This window comes from Melaminivora sp., assembly GCF_032059615.1.
Taxonomy (GTDB): Bacteria; Pseudomonadota; Gammaproteobacteria; order Burkholderiales; family Burkholderiaceae_C; genus Melaminivora.
In genome coordinates this window covers 30,590-48,150 of sequence record NZ_DAMCAM010000021.1, presented here as the reverse complement: position 1 = coordinate 48,150, position 17,561 = coordinate 30,590, and the positions used below count along the sequence as shown (strand labels likewise).

Here is a 17,561-nt window from a genome sequence, read left to right as displayed (position 1 = left end):
GCGTGCAGGTCAGCCGCGTGGACCTCGACGGGCGGCGCATCGACTTTCGCCTGGTGCGCGACGATCTACTGCCTCCCGCGGGTACCCCGGGCAAGGGCCGCGAGGGCGCGCGGCGCCGCGCTGCCGAGCGCGGTGCCGGAACGGACGAGGGCGCGGCCCCAGACGCCGCCGAGGCCGCCCCGGCGGCGCGCAAGCGCGGAAAATCCGCTCCAGCCTCGGCGCCGCGCACTGGCGACACCAAGGGCAAGGGCAAGAATGGCGCCAGGACGGGTGCGCGCAAGACAGGCCGTTCGCGCTCCTGAGCGCTCGGAGAACCCATGCAGGAGGAATCGAAAGTCATGGCACAGGCAGAGACTGCGCCGCGGGTGGCGCTCGTCACCGGCGCCGGGACGGGAATCGGCAGGGCCGCGGCGCTGGCGCTGCTGGCAGACGGGTGGCGCGTCGCGCTGACCGGCCGGCGCGAGGCGCTGCTGGCACAGGTGGCGCAGGAGTCGCAGGCCGGCGCGCGCGCCTTCGCGGTGCCTGCGGACGTCACCGACCCGCAGGCCGTGCAGGCGTTGTTCGACCGCGTGGCGCAGCACTTCGGCCGCATCGACCTGCTGTTCAACAACGCTGGCACGGGCGCGCCCGCCGTGCCTCTGGAAGACCTGAGCGTGCAGCAGTGGCGCAGCGTGGTGGACGTGAACCTGAATGGCATGTTCTGGTGCATCCAGAGCGCCTTTCGCGTCATGAAGGCCCAGGCGCCACGCGGCGGCCGCATCATCAACAACGGCTCCATCTCGGCCCACGTGCCGCGCCCCAACTCCATCGCCTATACGGCCACCAAGCACGCCGTGGCGGGGCTGACCCGTGCAGCATCGCTCGACGGGCGCACGTACGACATCGCCGTGGGACAGATCGACGTGGGCAACGCCCACACCGAACTGGCCGAGCGCATGACGCAGGGCGTGCTGCAGGCCAATGGCGAGATCGCCTCCGAGCCCATGATCGACGTGGGGATCGTCGGGCAGTCGGTGCGCTACATGGCCGACCTGCCGCTGTCGGCCAACGTGCTGTTCCATACCGTGATGGCCACCAAGATGCCTTTTGTGGGCCGTGGCTGAGGGCGCGCTCCGCCGTGGGCGGCGCTGGCTGGGCGGGGCCTGCGCGGCCGTGGCACTGGCAGGCGCCGCGCTGGCGCAGCCGGTGCCCGGCAGTGGCACCGATCCGGACGGCATGCAGCGGCGCACGCTGGCCTGCACAGCCTGCCACGGCAGGCAGGGCCAGGCCACGCCGCAGGGCTACTTTCCGCGCATCGCGGGTAAGCCCGCGGGGTATCTTTACAACCAGTTGCTCAACTTCCGCGAGGGTCGGCGCAGCTATCCGCAGATGTCCTATCTGCTCGAGCACCTGACGGACGACTACCTGCGAGAAATGGCGCAGCACTTCGCCAGCCTGCAGTTGCCTTACGCGCCGGCCCCGGCGGCGCAGCTGCCCGCCAGCCTGCTCGAGCGCGGCAGGCAACTGGCGCTGCACGGCGACAAGACCCGTGACATACCTGCCTGTGTGAGCTGCCACGGACAGGCGTTGATGGGCGTGGCGCCCTGGCTGCCCGGCCTGCTCGGTCTGTCGCGCGACTACGTGGCCAGCCAGCTGGGAGCCTGGCAGACCGGCCAACGCCATGCCCAGGCGCCCGACTGCATGGCCGAGCTGGCGCGCCGGCTCGATGCGCAGGACGTGGGTGCCGTGGCGGCCTGGCTGTCTACCCAGCCGGTGCCGCCGGGCGCCGCGCCGCAGTCCGGCCCGGTCGCCGAACTGCCGCTGCGCTGCGGCGGCGTGCAGGGGGCGGGGCCGTGAAGCCGGGGGGGCGCCGCCGCACTCTGGTTCGGGCCTGGACGGCGCTGTGCCTGGTGCTGGCCGCCGTGGTGGTGGCCGTGGTCGTGCTCAACCGGCTCGATGAGGCGCCGCTGCCGGCGCATGAAGTGGCCGTCCCCGCCACCCCCGAAATCATCGTCCGTGGGGCCTACCTGGCCCGGGTGGGCAATTGCGCCGGCTGCCATACGACACCCGGCCAGCCGCCCTATGCGGGCGGGCCTGGCATCCAGACGCCGTTCGGCGTGGTGAGCGCGCCCAATCTCACGCCGCACGAAGGCGCGGGCCTGGGACGCTGGACGGGGGCGCAGTTCTGGCGCGCGCTGCACAACGGCCGCTCGCGCGACGGCCGCCTGCTGTACCCGGCCTTCCCCTATCCGAGCTACACCCAGGTCACGCGGGAAGATTCGGACGCCCTCTTTGCCTACCTGCGCAGCCTGCCGCCGGTGGACCGGGCAGCGGCGCCGCATGCGCTGCGATTTCCCTTCAACACCCAGGCGGCGCTGGCCGTGTGGCGCGCGCTGTTTTTCCGCCCCGGCGTGCAGCCGCCGGACCGGCCGGCCGACGAGGACGCACTCCTGGCGCAGCGCAACCGCGGAGCCTATCTGGTCCAGGGCCTGGGCCACTGCGCGGCCTGCCATACGCCACGCAACGCCTGGGGCGCTGCACGCTCGGGCGCGGGGCTTGCCGGCGGCATGGTGGCCGGGCAGGGCTGGTATGCGCCAGCGCTCGACAACCCGCGTGAGGGCGGCGTTGCCGACTGGCCGCTGCCGGAGGTCGAGGCCCTGCTGCGAACGGGCGTCTCGCCACGCGCGGGCGTCTCCGGGCCGATGGCCGAGGTGGTGTTCCACAGCCTCCAGCACTGGAGCGAAGCCGACGTGCGCGCTGCAGCCGTGTATTTGCAATCGCTGCCCGTGCGCAACAGGCCGGCGGTGCCCGGGCCGCGCCCGTCCGCGGGCGTGCTGCGCCAGGGCGAGAAGCTTTATGAACAACACTGCGCCTCCTGCCATGGCAGCCGGGGCGAAGGCGAGGAGGGCGCTTTTCCGGCACTGGCGGGCAACCGTGCCGTCGTGCTCGCCGAGCCCACCAACCTCGTGCGTGTGGTGCTGCAGGGCGGCTACCTGCCGGCCACGGCGGGCAATCCGCGCCCGTACGGCATGCCGCCTTTCATGCAGAAGCTGAGCGACGTGGAAATCGCCGCCGTGCTCTCCTACATTCGCAACGCCTGGGGCAACGAGGCCGGCGAAGTGGATACGATGGCGGTCCACCGTGCCCGCGAGCGGCGCGGCTCGTGAAACGGCGCACGGCGCCAGAGAGCAGATGAGCATGGACAGCGGGGCCGGGCAGGCCGCACAAGGGCAGGAGTGGTGGGTGGTCTGCCTGTGCGCGCAGTGGTGCGGCGTGTGCCGCGAGTACCGCCCGACGTTCGAGGCCCTGGCCCGCCCAGGTCTGCGCCTGGCCTGGGTGGACGTGGAGGACGAGGAGGACATCGTGGGCGATCTCGACGTCGAAACCTTCCCCACGGTGCTGATCGGCGGCGGCGGGCGAGCCCGGTTCTTCGGCACGGTGCTGCCCCAGCCGGGGGTGCTGACGCGCCTGATCGACAGTCTCAGGGAAACCCCTGACGCAGCGCCCGCCGACCCGGACGCGCAACGTCTTCTCGAGAGCATCATGGCAAGCCGGTGAGCACGTGCCGCGGCGCCTGCGCGCTGCGGCCCCACCTCGTTTCCCGAGGCGCCATGCAAGATGCATGCCGCGGGCTTTTGCATTCCCTGGTTTTCGCGGATACAATACGCGCTTCACGACCAAACGGGCGGGTATCAACCGCCCTTTTTTTTTGGCGTTTCATTTGTCTGGCCCGTGGGCGGGCTTGCTGCCCGGGCCGTATGAATCGGGTTTTTCAGGCAGAGCGCAGACACGTGGCATTGCAGCAAATCGTTGAACAGACCGTCACCGGACTGGGGTATGACCTGGTGGAGATCGAGCGCTCCGCAGGAGGCTTGCTGCGCATCACCATCGACATGCCCTGGGTGGAGGGCGCTGCGCAAGAGCAGTTCGTCACCGTGGAGGACTGCGAGAAGGTGACCCGCCAGCTGCAGTTCGCCCTCGAGGTCGATGGCGTGGACTACAGCCGCCTCGAAGTGTCCTCGCCGGGCATCGATCGGCCGCTGCGCCACGAGCAGGATTTCATCCGTTTCCAGGGCGAGGTGGTGGACCTCACGCTGCGCCAGCCCATAGGGGCGGCCGCCGGCGGCGCAGTTGCCGCCAACCGCAAGAAGTTTCGCGGCACCCTGGAGCGTGCCGAGGAGGGCGGCTGGCAGATCGTCTGGAGCGACGAGCCTCCGGTCAAGCCCGGCCAGCGCGTGAGCAAGAAGCGCGCGCCGGCGCCACTGCAGGCGCTGGGCTTCACGCTCGACGAGCTGCGCGAGGTGCGGCTGGCCCCCATCGTGAATTTCAAGGGCCGGGCTGCCAAGCCCGGGCCGGCCTCGGACTGAGGCAGCAATACAAGCCAAGCAAACAAACACACAAAGCGTGGCGGGCCGCCGTTGTTCAGACAGGCGCCGCCAGGAATTGAGAAACAGGAGAGTCGCCTTTATGAATCGCGAACTGTTGATGTTGGTGGATGCCATCTCGCGCGAGAAGAACGTCGAGCGCGACGTGGTGCTGGGCGCCGTGGAATCGGCCCTGGCGCAAGCCACCAAGAAGCTGTACGAGGGTGAGGTGGACATCCGCGTGGCCATCGACCGCGACAGCGGCGAGTACGAGACCTTCCGCCGCTGGCTGGTGGTGCCCGACGATGCCGGGCTGCAGAACCCCGAGGCCGAAGAGCTGCTTATGGACGCGCAGGAGCGCGTCGAAGGTGTCGAAGTGGGCGACTACATCGAGGAGGCCGTGGAGTCCGTGCCCATCGGGCGCATCGGCGCCATGGCGGCCAAGCAGGTCATCCTGCAGAAGATCCGCGATGCCGAGCGCGAGATGCTGCTGTCCGACTTCATGAGCCGCGGCGACAAGATTTTCACCGGCACCGTCAAGCGCATGGACAAGGGCGACATCATCGTCGAGAGCGGCCGCGTCGAAGGCCGCCTGCGCCGCGGCGAGATGATTCCCAAGGAAAACCTGCGCAACGGCGACCGCGTGCGCGCCATGATCATGGATGTGGACCTGACCCTGCGAGGCGCTCCCATCATCCTGTCGCGTTCGGCGCCCGAGTTCATGATGGAGCTGTTCCGCAACGAGGTGCCGGAGATCGAGCAAGGACTGCTGGAAATCAAGAGCTGCGCCCGCGACGCCGGCAGCCGCGCCAAGATCGCCGTCCTCAGCCACGACAAGCGCGTCGATCCCATCGGCACCTGCGTCGGCGTGCGCGGCACGCGGGTGAATGCCGTGACCAACGAGCTGGCCGGCGAGCGCGTGGACATCGTGCTCTGGTCGGACGACCCGGCGCAGTTCGTGATCGGCGCGCTGGCGCCGGCCAACGTGTCCTCCATCGTGGTCGACGAGGAAAAGCACGCCATGGACGTGGTGGTCGACGAGGAAAACCTGGCGATTGCCATCGGCCGCGGCGGCCAGAACGTGCGCCTGGCCTCCGACCTCACGGGCTGGAAGATCAACATCATGGACGCAGCCGAGTCGGCCCAGAAGCAGGCCGAGGAAAGCAGCACCCTGCGCAAGCTGTTCATGGAAAAGCTCGACGTGGATGAGGAAATCGCCGACACCCTGATCGAGGAAGGCTTCGAGAACCTGGAGGAGGTGGCCTACGTGCCGCTGTCCGAGCTGCTGGAGATCGAGAGCTTCGATGAGGACACGGTGAATGAATTGCGCGCACGCGCCAAGGACGCCCTGCTCACCATGGAGATCGCCCGCGAGGCGAGCGTGGGCAGCGTGTCGCAGGACCTGCGCGAACTCGAAGGGGTGGGCCCCGAGCTGTTGGCCAAGCTGGCCGAGGGCGGCGTGCACACCCGCGATGACTTGGCCGATCTGGCCATTGACGAGCTGACCGAACTGACCGGCCAAACTGAGGAAGAGGCCAAGGCCCTGATCCTGAAGGCGCGTGAGCACTGGTTCGATCAGGAGCAGGAATAAAGGTCGGGGAGGGACGAACGAAATATGTCGAACAACACAGTCGCCGAGTTTGCTGCCGAACTCAAGAAAACGCCCCAGGACCTGCTTGACCAGCTCAAGTCGGCCGGAGTGGCAAAGTCCTCTGCCTCTGACGCCCTGACCGAGGGCGACAAGCAGAAACTGCTGTCCTACCTGCAAGCCAGCCATGGCACCGCAGGCACGGACCGCAAGAAGATCACGTTGACCAAGAAATCCACCAGCGAAATCAAGCAGGCCGATGCCTCCGGGCGTGCACGCACCATCCAGGTGGAGGTGCGCAAGAAGCGCACCTTCATCAAGCGTGACGACCCCGCCGAGGCCACCGCCGCACCCCCGCCCGCGCCCTCCGCCGAGGACCAGGAGCTGGCCCGCCGCGCCGAGGAGGCGCGCCGCCAGGCCGAGCTGATCAGCCGCCAGGAGGTGGCTTTGGCCGAGGAGCGCGCCGAGCGCGAGCGCCGCGAGCAGCGTGAGCGCGAGGCTGAAGAGCGCGCCGCCGCCTACGCGGCACAGCAGGCCGGCAAGAAGGCCCAGGAAAACGCCGAACGCGAGGAAGCTCGCCGCGAGGCCGAGGCCGATGCCCAGGCACGTGCTGCCGCGCAGGCCGAGTCCCGCGCCAAGGCCGAGGCCGAGTCGCAGGCCCGCGCTGCCGAAGAGGCAGCGCGCGCCGCCGACCTGGAAGACCGCCGCCGCAAGGCCCTGGCCGAGGCCGAGGCCATCCGCGCCATGATGGCCGCGCCGCGCAAGGTGCTGGTGGCCAAGAAGCCCGAAGAGCCCAAGCCTGCTGCCAAGACGGCAACCGCCGACGCCAAGAAGGGCACGCTGCAAAAGCCCGCTGCCGGCGCGACCGGCGCCCGCCCGGGCGCTGCGCCTGCAGGCGGCAAGGAGCTCAAGTCGGCCAAGCTGTCGTCCAGCTGGGCCAATGACGCGACCAAGAAGAAGGAAATCAAGACCCGCGGCGACAGCAGTGGCGGCGTGGGCCGCAGCAACTGGCGCGGCGGTCCGCGCGGCCGCCGGGGCGACCGGGGCGACGATCGCCATCAGGCGGCCGCGCCGGCGGAGTTCCGTGCGCTGGAAGTGCACGTGCCCGAGACCATCACGGTGGCAGAACTCGCGCACAAGATGGCCATCAAGGCGTCCGAGCTGATCAAGGTGCTGATGAAGATGGGCCAGATGGTCACCATCAACCAGCCCCTGGACCAGGACACGGCCATGATCGTGGTCGAGGAAATGGGCCACACCGCCAAGGTGGCGGCGCTGGACGATCCGGAAGCCTTCACCGCCGAGGAAGTCTCCGGCCATCAGGCCGAGGCCGTGTCGCGCGCACCAGTGGTCACCGTCATGGGCCACGTGGACCACGGCAAGACCTCGCTGCTGGACTACATCCGCCGCGCCAAGGTCGCGCCGGGCGAGGCCGGCGGCATCACGCAGCATATCGGCGCCTACCACGTCGAGACGCCGCGCGGCATCGTCACCTTCCTGGATACCCCCGGCCACGAGGCGTTCACCGCCATGCGTGCCCGCGGTGCCCAAGCCACCGACATCGTCATCCTGGTCTGCGCTGCCGACGACGGCGTGATGCCCCAGACGCGCGAGGCCATCAAGCACGCCAAGGCGGCGGGGGTGCCCATCGTCGTGGCCATCACCAAGGCTGACAAGCACGAGGCCAACCCCGAGCGCGTCAAGCAGGAGCTGGTGGCCGAGCAGGTGGTGCCCGAGGAATACGGCGGCGACTCGCCCTTCGTGGCGGTGTCGTCCAAGACCGGCATGGGCATCGACGAGTTGCTGGAGCAGGTGCTGCTGCAGGCCGAGGTGCTGGAGCTGAAGGCTCCCGTCGAGGCCCTGGCCAAGGGCCTGGTGATCGAGGCGCAGCTGGACAAGGGCCGCGGCCCCGTGGCCACGGTGCTGGTGCAGTCGGGCACGCTCAAGGTGGGCGACGTGGTGCTGGCAGGCCAGACCTTCGGCCGCGTGCGCGCCATGACCGACGAGAACGGCCGCACGACGCGCGAGGCCGGCCCCTCCATTCCGGTGGAGATCCAGGGCCTGTCCGAAGTGCCTCTGGCCGGCGACGAATTCATGGTGCTGCAGGACGAGCGCCGCGCCCGCGAAATCGCCACCTACCGCGCCGGCAAGTTCCGCAACACCAAGCTCGCCCGCCAGCAGGCCGCCAAGCTGGAAAACATGTTCGCCGACATGCAGGCGGGCGAGGTGCAGCACCTGCCCATCATCGTCAAGGCCGACGTGCAGGGCTCGCAGGAAGCGCTGTCGCAGTCGTTGCTCAAGCTCTCGACCGACGAGGTCAAGGTGCAGCTGGTGTATGCCGGCGTGGGCGGCATCAGCGAGTCCGACGTGAACCTGGCGCTGGCATCCAAAGCCATCATCATCGGCTTCAACGTGCGGGCCGACGCCGGTGCGCGCAAGCTGGCCGAGACTCACGGCGTGGATCTGCGCTACTACGGCATCATCTACGACGCTGTGGATGAGCTCAAGGTCGCCATGTCCGGCATGCTGGCTCCCGAGCAGCGCGAGGAAGTCATCGGTATGGCCGAGATTCGCACGGTGTTCGTTGCCTCCAAGATCGGCACGGTGGCGGGCTCCTACATCACGCAGGGCATGGTGCACCGCAACGCACGCTTCCGCCTGCTGCGCGACAACGTGGTCATCTACACGGGCGAGGTCGAGTCGCTGCGCCGCATGAAGGACGACGTCAAGGAAGTGCGCGAAGGCTTCGAGTGCGGTATCAAGCTCAAGAACTACAACGACATCCGCGAGGGTGATCAGCTCGAGTTCTTCGACATCAAGGAGATCGCGCGCACGCTGTGAGGCGTGGCGCGAACGGGAAGCGACGATGGCAGCACGCAAGTCCGCCAGCTCCGGCCAGCACCGCGGCTTCAAGGTCGCGGACCAGATCCAGCGCGACCTCACTGAGCTCATCCGTGAGCTCAAGGACCCGCGCATCGGCATGGTGACGCTGCAGGGCGTCGAGGTGACGCCCGACTACGCGCACGCCAAGGTCTTCTTCAGCGTGCTGGTGGGCGACCCCGAGGCCAGCCGCGAGGCCCTGACCCAGGCGGCGGGCTTCCTGCGCAACGGCCTGTTCAAGCGCCTGCACATCCACACCGTGCCCACGCTGCACTTCGTGTATGACCGCACGCCCGAGCGGGCGGCCGACATGAACGCGCTGATCGCGCGCGCCGTGGCCTCGCGTTCCAAGGACGACGACGGGCAATGACGGCACGCGCTCCCCGCATCCGGGTGCAGCGGCGCCCGGTGCACGGAGTGCTGCTGCTGGACAAGCCCCTGGGCCTGTCCTCCAACGACGCCCTGCAGAAGGCCAAGTGGCTGCTGCGCGCCGAGAAGGCCGGCCACACCGGCACGCTCGACCCGTTGGCCACCGGCGTGCTGCCGCTGTGCTTCGGCGCGGCAACCAAGTTCAGTGCGCTGCAGCTCGATGCCCCCAAGACCTACGAGGCCATCGCCCTGCTGGGCACGACGACCAGCACTGGCGACGCCGAGGGCGTGGTGCTGCAGGAGCGCGCGGTCGACCCCGCGCAGCTCGCGCCCGAGCGCCTGGAAGCGGCGCGCCGGCAGTTCCTGGGGCGCATCCGCCAGGTGCCGCCCATGCACAGCGCCCTGAAGAAGGACGGGCGTGCGCTTTATGAATACGCCCGCGCCGGCATCGAGGTCGAGCGGCCCGCACGCGAGGTCGAGATTTTTGAGCTGAATCTGGCCTCAACCGTTGTGGGGAAAGGGCATGCAGCTATCAAAATGGTAGTCCGCTGCAGCAAAGGCACCTACATCCGCACCCTGGCCGAAGACCTGGGCGAGGCGCTGGGCTGCGGCGCGCACCTGATTGGCCTGCGGCGCACCGAAACCGGCGGCCTGCAGGTGACCGGGTGCATCACCCTGCAGGAGCTCGAAGCCCTCGACGAGCAGGGGCGCCTGGCCCGGGTGCAGCCCGTCGAGACGCTGCTGGCAGGGCATGTCGGCATCACCCTGGACGAGCAGGAGGCCGGGCGCTTCCTGTCGGGCCTGCGCCGGCGCGGCAGCTGGCCCGACGCGTCGGCCGTGGCCGTGCATGCCGAGCGGCCGCGCGCGCTGCTGGGCGTGGGTCACGTACGCGGCGGCGAGCTGATTCCGGACCGGCTGCTCAGCCCGCTGGAGATCCAGCAGATCCTGCAGGGCCCCCCGCCCGTGCCCGACCCCGGCGGCGGGCCCCCTTGAAGATTCCCCACCAGACAGATTGCCAGCCCAGGCACCAGCCATCCAACCAGACAACGCCATGAGCAAACAAATCCGCAACATCGCCATCATTGCCCACGTGGACCACGGCAAGACCACCATGGTCGACCAGCTGCTGCGCCAGTCGGGCACCTTCGCCGCCCACGAAAAAGTGGTCGATACCGTGATGGACAACAACGCCATCGAACGCGAGCGCGGCATCACCATCCTGGCCAAGAACTGCGCCGCGTCCTGGAAGGGCACGCACATCAACATCCTGGACACGCCCGGCCACGCCGACTTCGGCGGCGAGGTGGAGCGCGCCCTGTCCATGGTCGACGGCGTGGTGCTGCTGATCGACGCGCAGGAAGGCCCCATGCCGCAGACGCGCTTCGTGACCAAGAAGGCGCTGGCGCTGGGTTTGAAGCCCATCGTCGTCGTCAACAAGGTCGACAAGCCCGGCGCCAACCCGGACAAGGTGGTCAACGCCGCGTTCGACCTGTTCGACAAGCTGGGCGCCACCGACGAGCAGCTGGACTTCCCCGTGGTCTATGCCTCCGGCATCAACGGCTGGAGTTCGCTGGAACAGGGCCAGCCGGGCGAACAATGGGGCCCGGACATGTCGGCGCTATTCGATACCGTCCTGAGCCACGTGCCCGTGGCCGGCGGCGACCCGGCCGCGCCGCTGCAGCTGCAGATCTCGGCGCTGGACTACTCCACCTTCGTCGGCCGCATCGGCGTGGGCCGCATCAATGCGGGCGTGCTGCGCGCCGGCCAGGACGTGCTGGTCATGCATGGTGTCGATGGCGACAGCTACAAGGGCCGAGTGAACCAGATCCACCAGTTCCAGGGCCTGGACCGGGTGCAGGTCAGCGAGGCCGGCCCCGGCGAGATCGTGCTCATCAACGGCATCGAGAACGTCGGCATTGGCGAGACCATCACCGATCCGGCCAAGCCCAATCCGCTGCCCATGCTCAAGATCGATGAGCCGACCTTGACCATGAACCTCGGCGTCAACACCTCGCCGCTGGCCGGGCGCGAGGGCAAGTTCGTCACCAGCCGCCAGATCTGGGACCGGCTGCAAAAGGAGCTGCGCTCCAACGTCGCCCTGCGCGTCAAGGAAACCGCCGAAGACGGCGTGTTCGAACTCGCCGGCCGCGGCGAGCTGCACCTGACCATCCTGCTGGAGGAGATGCGCCGCGAGGGCTATGAGATGGCCGTCGGCAAGCCGCGCGTGGTCTTCAAGGAGATCGATGGCGAGCGCTGCGAGCCGATTGAACTCGTCACGGCGGACATTGAGGAAGGCCACCAGGGCGGCGTGATGCAGGCGCTGGGCGAGAGGAAGGGCGAGCTGGTGAACATGGAATCCGACGGACGCGGGCGCGTGCGGCTGGAATACCGCATCCCGGCGCGCGGCCTGATCGGCTTCACCAACGAATTCCTGAACCTGACGCGCGGCTCCGGCCTGATCAGCAACATCTTCGACGGCTACGAGCCGCACCGCGGCGACATCGGCGGGCGCAAGAACGGTGTGCTGATCAGCATGGACGACGGCGAAATCTTCACCTATGCCCTGGGCAAGCTCGATGACCGCGGCCGCATGTTCGTGCGCGCCAACGACCCGGTGTACGAGGGCATGATCGTCGGCGTGCACAACCGCGACAACGACCTGGTGGTGAATGCCACACGCACCAAGCAGCTGACCAACTTCCGCGTATCCGGCAAGGAAGACGCCATCAAGGTCACCCCGCCCATTGACCTGACGCTGGAGTACGGCGTGGAGTTCATCGAGGACGACGAGCTGGTGGAGATCACGCCCAAGAGCATCCGCCTGCGCAAGCGCTACCTGAAGGAACACGAGCGCAAGCGCGCCAGCCGCGAAAGCGCCTGATGCCGTGGACGGCACGCTGACCGTTCCTCCTGCCGCCACGCCCGCCGGCCTCACGCATGGCCGCGCGGTCTGGCTGATGGCTGCCGCCGCGCTCATGTGGTCGATTGCCGGCGTGGTCACGCGCCATCTGGAGCAGGCGCGCAGCTTCGAGATCACCTTCTGGCGCAGCTTCTTCATGCTGCTGTCGCTGATGGTGATCCTGCCCGCGCTGCGCGGGCGTACCGCCCTCGCACCGGTGCTGCGCGCCAGCGCCCCGCTGTGGCTGTCGGGTGTGTGCTGGAGCGTGATGTTCACCGCCTTCATGGTCGGCATCACCCTCATGCCCGTGGCCAACGTGCTGGTCACCATGGCCGCCGGGCCACTGCTCACCGCCCTGTTGGCGCGGGTGTTCATCGGGCACCGCATTGCGCCGCGCACCTGGTGCGCCATTGCCATGGCGGGCGCCGGCATCGTCTGGATGTACGGAGCCGAGGTTGGCAACCTGTCACCCCTGGGCTTGGCGGTGGCGCTGTGCATTCCGGTGGCCGCCGCCGTCAACTGGACGGTGGTGCAGCGCGCCCAGACGCAGGGCCACGCGGTGGACCTGGTGCCGGCGGTGTTCATCGGCGCGGCGCTGTCGGCGCTGGCCACGCTGCCCTGGGCGCTGCCGTTTGCCGCTTCGGGGCGCGACTTGGCGCTGCTGGCCCTGCTGGGCCTGGTGCAGCTGGCCATCCCCTGCGTGCTGGTGGTTTATTGCGGGCGCGTGCTCAAGGCGCCCGAGATTGCCCTGCTGGGCCTGCTGGAGGTCATTTTCGGCATCCTGCTGACCTGGGTGGGCGCGGGCGAGAAGCCGGCGGCCGCCGTTTTGATGGGCGGCACGCTGGTCATCGCCGCACTGGTTTTCAACGAACTGCTTGGATGGAAGGAGCAACAACAATGACGATGGAGATGAAGAGCGGCGAGATCGTGGCAGAGGTGCGAGGGCAGGTCGGCTGCATCACGCTGAACCGGCCCAAGGCGCTGAACGCGCTGTCGCTGGCCATGGTGCGCGATCTGATGGCTGCGCTGCTGGCCTGGCAGCATGACGACAAGGTGCTGGCCGTGGCCATCCGCGGCAATGGGCGCGAGGGCGCCTTCGGAGCCTTCTGTGCGGGCGGCGACATCCGCTTCCTGCACGCCGCGGGCAGCACGGGCAACCCCGAGCTGGAGGACTTCTTCACCGAGGAATACGCCCTCAACCACCTGATCCACACCTTCGGCAAGCCCTACATCGCCTTCATGGACGGCATCGTCATGGGCGGCGGCATGGGCATCAGCCAGGGCGGCAGCCTGCGCATCGTGACCGAGCGCACCAAGATGGCCATGCCCGAGACCATCATCGGCCTGTTCCCGGACGTGGGCGGCGGCTACTTCCTGTCGTGCTGCCCGGGCCGGGTGGGCGAGTGGCTGGCACTCACCGGCGAGACCATAGGCGCGGCCGACGCCATCGCCTTCAAGCTGGCCGACGGCTTCCTGCCCTCCGGCCAGCAGGCCGCCGTGTGGGAGCAGCTGGGCCAGCAGCCGTTTGCCGACGGCCAGGCGGTGCAGGATTTCGTTGCTTCGAAATTCGTAGCTGCAGGCCCTTGCCAGGTAACGGAAACAGCCCAAATCGACCAATATTTCGCGCTGCCCGGAGCCACGGCCATCCTGCACGCGCTGGAGGCCGTCGAGGGCGAGTGGGAGCGCGCCACCGCCGCGCTGCTGCGCAAGCGCTCGCCGCTGATGCTGCACGTGGTGCTCGAGCAGATCCGCCGCGCGCGCGGCATGACGCTGGCCGAGGACCTGCGCATGGAGCGCGACATGGTGCGCCACTGCTTCTACCTGCGTCCTGGCGAGAGCGAGACGGTGGAGGGCATCCGCGCGCTGGCCGTGGACAAGGACCATGCGCCCCGGTGGAACCCGGCGCGCGTCGAGGACGTGGCCCCGGGCCTGGTGCAGGCGTTCTTCCATAGCCCGTGGCCGGCCTGGGCGCACCCGCTGGCGGGGCTGCGCTGAAAAAAAGCCGGGATGGCGGCGCAGCCATCCCGGCAGTGTCATGGGGCCGGTGTGCCCACGAGCGGGCTCAGCAGTTCAGGGGCGCACCGTCTTCCAGTGGCCGCCCATACCGTGGCCGGCCATGTCGCCCGGCTTGGTGTCGCGGACGAAGTAGTACAGCGGCTGGCCCTTGTAGGCCCACTGGCGCGTGCCGTCCGAGCGCGTGATGATGGTGTAGTCGCCCATGGGCCGGGCGGTGGGGGCGACGGTGAGGGGCGGCCAGTTGGTGGCACACTGGTCATAGCAGCTCGATGCGCCATCCCGGTCCTGGCCATAGACGTAGAGCGTATTGCCGTTGGGGCCGATCAGGCGACCGTCGGCGGCGCGGGTGGGCATGTCCGGCCCGCGGGCGTCGCTGCCGTGCGAGAACGGGCCGCTGGCGCAGCCGGCCAGCAGGGCGGTGGTCATGAGGGCGGTGGCAAAGGCTTTCATCGGACGCTCCTGGTTGAAACACCGGCGCAGTGTAGGAGCGCCTCCGGGGCGGGCAATGTCGGAGAAAAGGCCGTCTTCCAGCGCCGATCCTGCCGCGGCAGGCTCAGCGGTGGCGGCTTTTCATGACCCGCTCCACCTCGCGCTTGCCTTCGCGCTCCTTGATGGTGTCGCGCTTGTCATGCTCGGCCTTGCCCTTGGCCAGGGCAATCTCGCACTTGGCGCGGCCGTCCTTCCAGTAGAGCTTGAGCGGCACCAGCGTGTAGCCCTTTTGCTCCACCTTGCCGATCAGGCGGCGGATCTCGTCCTTGTGCATCAGCAGCTTCTTGATGCGCGCCGCGTCGGGGTTTACGTGGGTGGAGGCCGTGCGCAGCGGGTTGATCTGGCAGCCCAGCAGGAAGAGTTCGCCATTCTTGATGACCACATAGCCATCGGTCAGCTGCGCCTTGCCGCTGCGCAGCGCCTTCACCTCCCAGCCGTGCAACACCATGCCGGCTTCGTGGCGCTCCTCGAAGAAATAATTGAATTGCGCCTTCTTGTTCTCGGCGATGCGCGGATGGGGATCGGGTTTCTTGGCCATGGTTCTCTACATGCGGTGCGAATGGCAGGATGAAAGGGCCTTCCCTACAATGCCAGCCGTCCCGCGCCGTCGATTCTAGGGGGCGCGCTGGCGCACACTGGCTCACATGAAAACCGTCAACAAATCCGTCCTCATCTGGTACAGCCCCGGAGAAATGTTCGCTCTCGTCACCGATGTGGCGCGCTACCCGCAGTTTCTGCCATGGTGCGACCATGCCCGGGTGCTGGAGCAGCGCGAGCATGGGATGACGGCCGAGGTGGGGATCGCCTTTGGCGGCATCAAGAAGTCCTTCGTCACGCGCAACACCCATGAGGAGGGGCGGCGGGTGGTGCTGGAGCTGGTCGAGGGGCCGTTTTCCCAGCTGCAGGGCGACTGGCAATTCCACCCCGTGGGCGACAGCACCCAGCGCGCGTGCAAGGTCGAGCTCACGCTGAGCTATGGCTTTGACAGCCGGGCGCTCGCTCTGGTTGTGGGCCCCGTGTTCGACCGTATCGCGGCGACGCTGGTCGACGCCTTCATCAAGCGCGCCGAGCAGGTCTATGGCTGAGGACGGCGCGCCGCTGGCCGTCACGGTGAGCGTCTCGCTGCATCCGGGCGAAGTGCGCGAATGGACGCTGCAGCTGCCCCGGGGCGCCACCGTGGCTGATGCCCTGCAGGCCTGTGCCCTGGACGCGGCCGAGCGGGCGAGCCTGGAGTTCGGCATCTGGACACGTGCCGTACCGCTGTCGCAGCCCCTGGCCGACGGCGATCGCGTCGAAGGCTGCCGCCCCCTGCGGGTGGACCCGAAACTGGCCCGCCGCCAGCGCTTTGCCCGCCAGGGTGCACGCACGGCCGGCCTATTCGCCCAGCGCCGGCCCGGCGCCAAGCCGGGCTACTGAGGCGCCTGCCCGGGGCGCGGGCCGTGGCTACAATCCATCTTTTGGAGCCAAACTCATGCGCCTTCTTGGAAAAGCGCTCACCTTCGACGACGTGTTGCTGGTGCCGGCGTACTCCCAGGTCCTCCCGAAGGACACCTCCCTAGCCACGCGCTTTACCCGCAACATCCAGCTCAACCTGCCCCTGGTGTCCGCCGCCATGGACACCGTGACCGAGGCGCGCCTGGCCATCGCCATCGCCCAGGAGGGCGGCATCGGCGTCATCCACAAGAACATGACGGCCGAGCAGCAGGCGGCGGAAGTGTCCAAGGTCAAGCGCCATGAGTCCGGCGTGGTGCACGACCCGGTGGTCATCACCCCCGAGCACACCGTGCTGCAGGTGCTCGAACTCTCGGAGAACTTGGGCATCTCGGGCTTTCCGGTGTGCGACGGCGGCAAGGTGGTCGGCATCGTGACCAGCCGCGACGTGCGTTTCGAGACGCGCTACGACGTCAAGGTGCGCGAGATCATGACGCCGCGCGAGCGCCTGATCACCGTCAATGAAAAGGACGGCACCACACCGGCCGAGGCCAAGCAGCTGCTGAACCGCCACAAGCTCGAACGCCTGCTGGTGGTCAATGACGCCTTCGAATTGAAGGGCCTGATCACCGTCAAGGACATCAACAAGCAGACCATCTTCCCCAACGCCGCACGCGACGCCACTGGCAGCTTGCGCGTGGCCGCCGCCGTGGGCGTGGGCCCGGGCACCGAGGAGCGTGTGGACCTGCTGGTCAAGGCCGGCGTCGACGCACTGGTGGTGGACACCGCGCATGGCCACAGCAAGGGCGTGATCGAGCGCGTGCGCTGGGTCAAGCAGAACTATCCGCAGGTCGATGTCATCGGCGGCAACATCGCCACCGGCGCGGCGGCGCTGGCGCTGGTCGAGGCCGGCGCGGACGCGGTGAAGGTCGGCATCGGCCCAGGCTCCATCTGCACCACGCGCATCGTCGCTGGCGTGGGTGTGCCGCAAATCATGGCCATCGACAGCGTGGCCACGGCGCTCCAGGGCACGGGCGTGCCGCTGATCGCCGATGGCGGCATCCGCTTCTCGGGCGACATCGCCAAGGCCATCGCGGCGGGCGCATCCACAGTGATGATGGGCGGCATGTTCGCCGGCACCGAAGAGGCGCCCGGCGAGGTCATCCTGTACCAGGGTCGCAGCTACAAGAGCTACCGCGGCATGGGCTCCATCGGCGCCATGCAGCAGGGCAGCGCCGACCGCTACTTCCAGGAAGCCACCACCGGCAACCCCAACGCCGACAAGCTGGTGCCCGAGGGCATCGAAGGCCGCGTGCCCTACAAGGGCTCCATGGTCTCCATCGTGTTCCAGATGGCCGGCGGGGTACGCGCGGCCATGGGCTACTGCGGCTGCGCCACCATCGCCGAGATGAACGACAAGGCCGAGTTTGTCGAGATCACCGCCGCCGGCATCCGCGAGTCGCACGTCCACGACGTGCAGATCGTCAAGGAAGCGCCCAACTATCGCGCCGACTGAGCGCACTTCAGTATTGATAGCGCCCGGCCC

Annotated in this window: 17 protein-coding genes and 1 pseudogene; 16 read left to right on the top strand and 2 right to left on the bottom strand. The window is 68.5% G+C overall.

Translation table 11 applies throughout. The annotated features are described in order from the left end of the window. The 13 genes and pseudogenes from RT051_RS06635 to RT051_RS06575 form a co-directional block, all read left to right on the top strand. Positions 1 to 302, top strand: a pseudogene (locus RT051_RS06635) (hypothetical protein); the annotation flags it as partial. A 36-nt stretch (positions 303 to 338) separates the two neighbouring features. Continuing rightward, positions 339 to 1,103 carry an SDR family oxidoreductase gene (locus RT051_RS06630; RefSeq protein WP_313073971.1) on the top strand — a complete coding sequence of 255 codons (765 nt, stop codon included), beginning with the start codon at positions 339 to 341 and terminating at the stop codon, positions 1,101 to 1,103. A gap of 112 nt (positions 1,104 to 1,215) precedes the next feature. Beyond that, positions 1,216 to 1,836 (top strand): c-type cytochrome, encoded by a 621-nt coding sequence (locus tag RT051_RS06625; protein WP_313073982.1) that lies wholly within the window; start codon positions 1,216 to 1,218, stop codon positions 1,834 to 1,836. Continuing rightward, positions 1,833 to 3,146 carry a cytochrome c gene (locus RT051_RS06620; RefSeq protein WP_409520561.1) on the top strand — a complete coding sequence of 438 codons (1,314 nt, stop codon included), beginning with the start codon at positions 1,833 to 1,835 and terminating at the stop codon, positions 3,144 to 3,146. The genes RT051_RS06625 and RT051_RS06620 overlap by 4 nt, the downstream gene beginning before the upstream one ends. 31 nt (positions 3,147 to 3,177) lie before the next feature. Beyond that, positions 3,178 to 3,537, top strand: a complete 360-nt coding sequence (locus RT051_RS06615; protein ID WP_313073977.1) for a thioredoxin family protein — start codon at positions 3,178 to 3,180, stop codon at positions 3,535 to 3,537. A 233-nt stretch (positions 3,538 to 3,770) separates the two neighbouring features. After that, complete coding sequence (gene rimP / locus RT051_RS06610; protein ID WP_313073969.1) at positions 3,771 to 4,346, top strand: ribosome maturation factor RimP; 576 nt, start codon at positions 3,771 to 3,773, stop codon at positions 4,344 to 4,346. 100 nt (positions 4,347 to 4,446) lie between these two features. Beyond that, positions 4,447 to 5,934, top strand: coding sequence for a transcription termination factor NusA (nusA, locus tag RT051_RS06605; RefSeq protein ID WP_313073966.1), 1,488 nt, complete (start codon positions 4,447 to 4,449; stop codon positions 5,932 to 5,934). Positions 5,935 to 5,958: 24 nt separating this feature from the next. Then, positions 5,959 to 8,772 (top strand): translation initiation factor IF-2, encoded by a 2,814-nt coding sequence (gene infB, locus RT051_RS06600; protein ID WP_313073963.1) that lies wholly within the window; start codon positions 5,959 to 5,961, stop codon positions 8,770 to 8,772. Positions 8,773 to 8,797: 25 nt separating this feature from the next. After that, positions 8,798 to 9,181 (top strand): 30S ribosome-binding factor RbfA, encoded by a 384-nt coding sequence (rbfA, locus tag RT051_RS06595; protein WP_313073960.1) that lies wholly within the window; start codon positions 8,798 to 8,800, stop codon positions 9,179 to 9,181. Continuing rightward, on the top strand, positions 9,178 to 10,173 hold the full coding sequence (gene truB, locus RT051_RS06590; RefSeq protein ID WP_313073958.1) for a tRNA pseudouridine(55) synthase TruB: 996 nt from the start codon (positions 9,178 to 9,180) through the stop codon (positions 10,171 to 10,173). Before rbfA ends, truB begins: the two co-directional genes overlap by 4 nt. 58 nt (positions 10,174 to 10,231) lie before the next feature. Beyond that, positions 10,232 to 12,061, top strand: coding sequence for a translational GTPase TypA (gene typA, locus RT051_RS06585; RefSeq protein ID WP_313073954.1), 1,830 nt, complete (start codon positions 10,232 to 10,234; stop codon positions 12,059 to 12,061). A 76-nt stretch (positions 12,062 to 12,137) separates the two neighbouring features. After that, positions 12,138 to 12,980: a DMT family transporter gene (locus RT051_RS06580; protein WP_312305791.1), complete on the top strand. Its 843-nt coding sequence runs from the start codon at positions 12,138 to 12,140 to the stop codon at positions 12,978 to 12,980. A 2-nt stretch (positions 12,981 to 12,982) separates the two neighbouring features. Then, on the top strand, positions 12,983 to 14,074 hold the full coding sequence (locus RT051_RS06575) for an enoyl-CoA hydratase/isomerase family protein (RefSeq protein WP_313073974.1): 1,092 nt from the start codon (positions 12,983 to 12,985) through the stop codon (positions 14,072 to 14,074). Between the two features lie 75 nt (positions 14,075 to 14,149). Here RT051_RS06575 and RT051_RS06570 read toward each other — a convergent pair whose 3' ends face one another. Continuing rightward, the gene (locus RT051_RS06570) at positions 14,150 to 14,545 is read right to left on the bottom strand and encodes an ATP-binding protein (RefSeq protein WP_313073952.1); all 396 of its coding nucleotides are present in this window, start codon (positions 14,543 to 14,545) and stop codon (positions 14,150 to 14,152) included. Positions 14,546 to 14,648: 103 nt separating this feature from the next. Next, complete coding sequence (gene smpB / locus RT051_RS06565) at positions 14,649 to 15,122, bottom strand: SsrA-binding protein SmpB (protein ID WP_313073948.1); 474 nt, start codon at positions 15,120 to 15,122, stop codon at positions 14,649 to 14,651. A gap of 106 nt (positions 15,123 to 15,228) precedes the next feature. On the opposite strand from smpB, the gene RT051_RS06560 reads away from it, so the two are divergent. From RT051_RS06560 to guaB, 3 genes are read left to right on the top strand one after another with little or no spacing between them, the layout of a single operon-like run. Beyond that, the gene (locus tag RT051_RS06560) at positions 15,229 to 15,669 is read left to right on the top strand and encodes a type II toxin-antitoxin system RatA family toxin (RefSeq protein ID WP_313073945.1); all 441 of its coding nucleotides are present in this window, start codon (positions 15,229 to 15,231) and stop codon (positions 15,667 to 15,669) included. After that, positions 15,662 to 16,000, top strand: a complete 339-nt coding sequence (locus RT051_RS06555) for an RnfH family protein (RefSeq protein WP_313073942.1) — start codon at positions 15,662 to 15,664, stop codon at positions 15,998 to 16,000. The genes RT051_RS06560 and RT051_RS06555 overlap by 8 nt, the downstream gene beginning before the upstream one ends. Positions 16,001 to 16,055: 55 nt before the next feature. Next, positions 16,056 to 17,531, top strand: a complete 1,476-nt coding sequence (gene guaB / locus RT051_RS06550; protein WP_313073940.1) for an IMP dehydrogenase — start codon at positions 16,056 to 16,058, stop codon at positions 17,529 to 17,531. Positions 17,532 to 17,561 lie beyond the last annotated feature (30 nt).

Excerpts from the sequence above, each read along its gene's own strand:
- RT051_RS06630 (WP_313073971.1), top strand. The coding sequence starts at position 339 with ATGGCACAGGCAGAGACTGCGCCGCGGGTGGCGCTCGTCACCGGCGCC.
- RT051_RS06625 (WP_313073982.1), top strand. The coding sequence starts at position 1,216 with ATGCAGCGGCGCACGCTGGCCTGCACAGCCTGCCACGGCAGGCAGGGC.
- RT051_RS06615 (WP_313073977.1), top strand. The coding sequence starts at position 3,178 with ATGGACAGCGGGGCCGGGCAGGCCGCACAAGGGCAGGAGTGGTGGGTG.
- nusA (WP_313073966.1), top strand. The coding sequence starts at position 4,447 with ATGAATCGCGAACTGTTGATGTTGGTGGATGCCATCTCGCGCGAGAAG.
- infB (WP_313073963.1), top strand. The coding sequence starts at position 5,959 with ATGTCGAACAACACAGTCGCCGAGTTTGCTGCCGAACTCAAGAAAACG.
- rbfA (WP_313073960.1), top strand. The coding sequence starts at position 8,798 with ATGGCAGCACGCAAGTCCGCCAGCTCCGGCCAGCACCGCGGCTTCAAG.
- truB (WP_313073958.1), top strand. The coding sequence starts at position 9,178 with ATGACGGCACGCGCTCCCCGCATCCGGGTGCAGCGGCGCCCGGTGCAC.
- typA (WP_313073954.1), top strand. The coding sequence starts at position 10,232 with ATGAGCAAACAAATCCGCAACATCGCCATCATTGCCCACGTGGACCAC.
- RT051_RS06580 (WP_312305791.1), top strand. The coding sequence starts at position 12,138 with ATGGCTGCCGCCGCGCTCATGTGGTCGATTGCCGGCGTGGTCACGCGC.
- RT051_RS06575 (WP_313073974.1), top strand. The coding sequence starts at position 12,983 with ATGGAGATGAAGAGCGGCGAGATCGTGGCAGAGGTGCGAGGGCAGGTC.
- RT051_RS06570 (WP_313073952.1), bottom strand. The coding sequence starts at position 14,545 with ATGAAAGCCTTTGCCACCGCCCTCATGACCACCGCCCTGCTGGCCGGC.
- smpB (WP_313073948.1), bottom strand. The coding sequence starts at position 15,122 with ATGGCCAAGAAACCCGATCCCCATCCGCGCATCGCCGAGAACAAGAAG.
- RT051_RS06560 (WP_313073945.1), top strand. The coding sequence starts at position 15,229 with ATGAAAACCGTCAACAAATCCGTCCTCATCTGGTACAGCCCCGGAGAA.
- RT051_RS06555 (WP_313073942.1), top strand. The coding sequence starts at position 15,662 with ATGGCTGAGGACGGCGCGCCGCTGGCCGTCACGGTGAGCGTCTCGCTG.
- guaB (WP_313073940.1), top strand. The coding sequence starts at position 16,056 with ATGCGCCTTCTTGGAAAAGCGCTCACCTTCGACGACGTGTTGCTGGTG.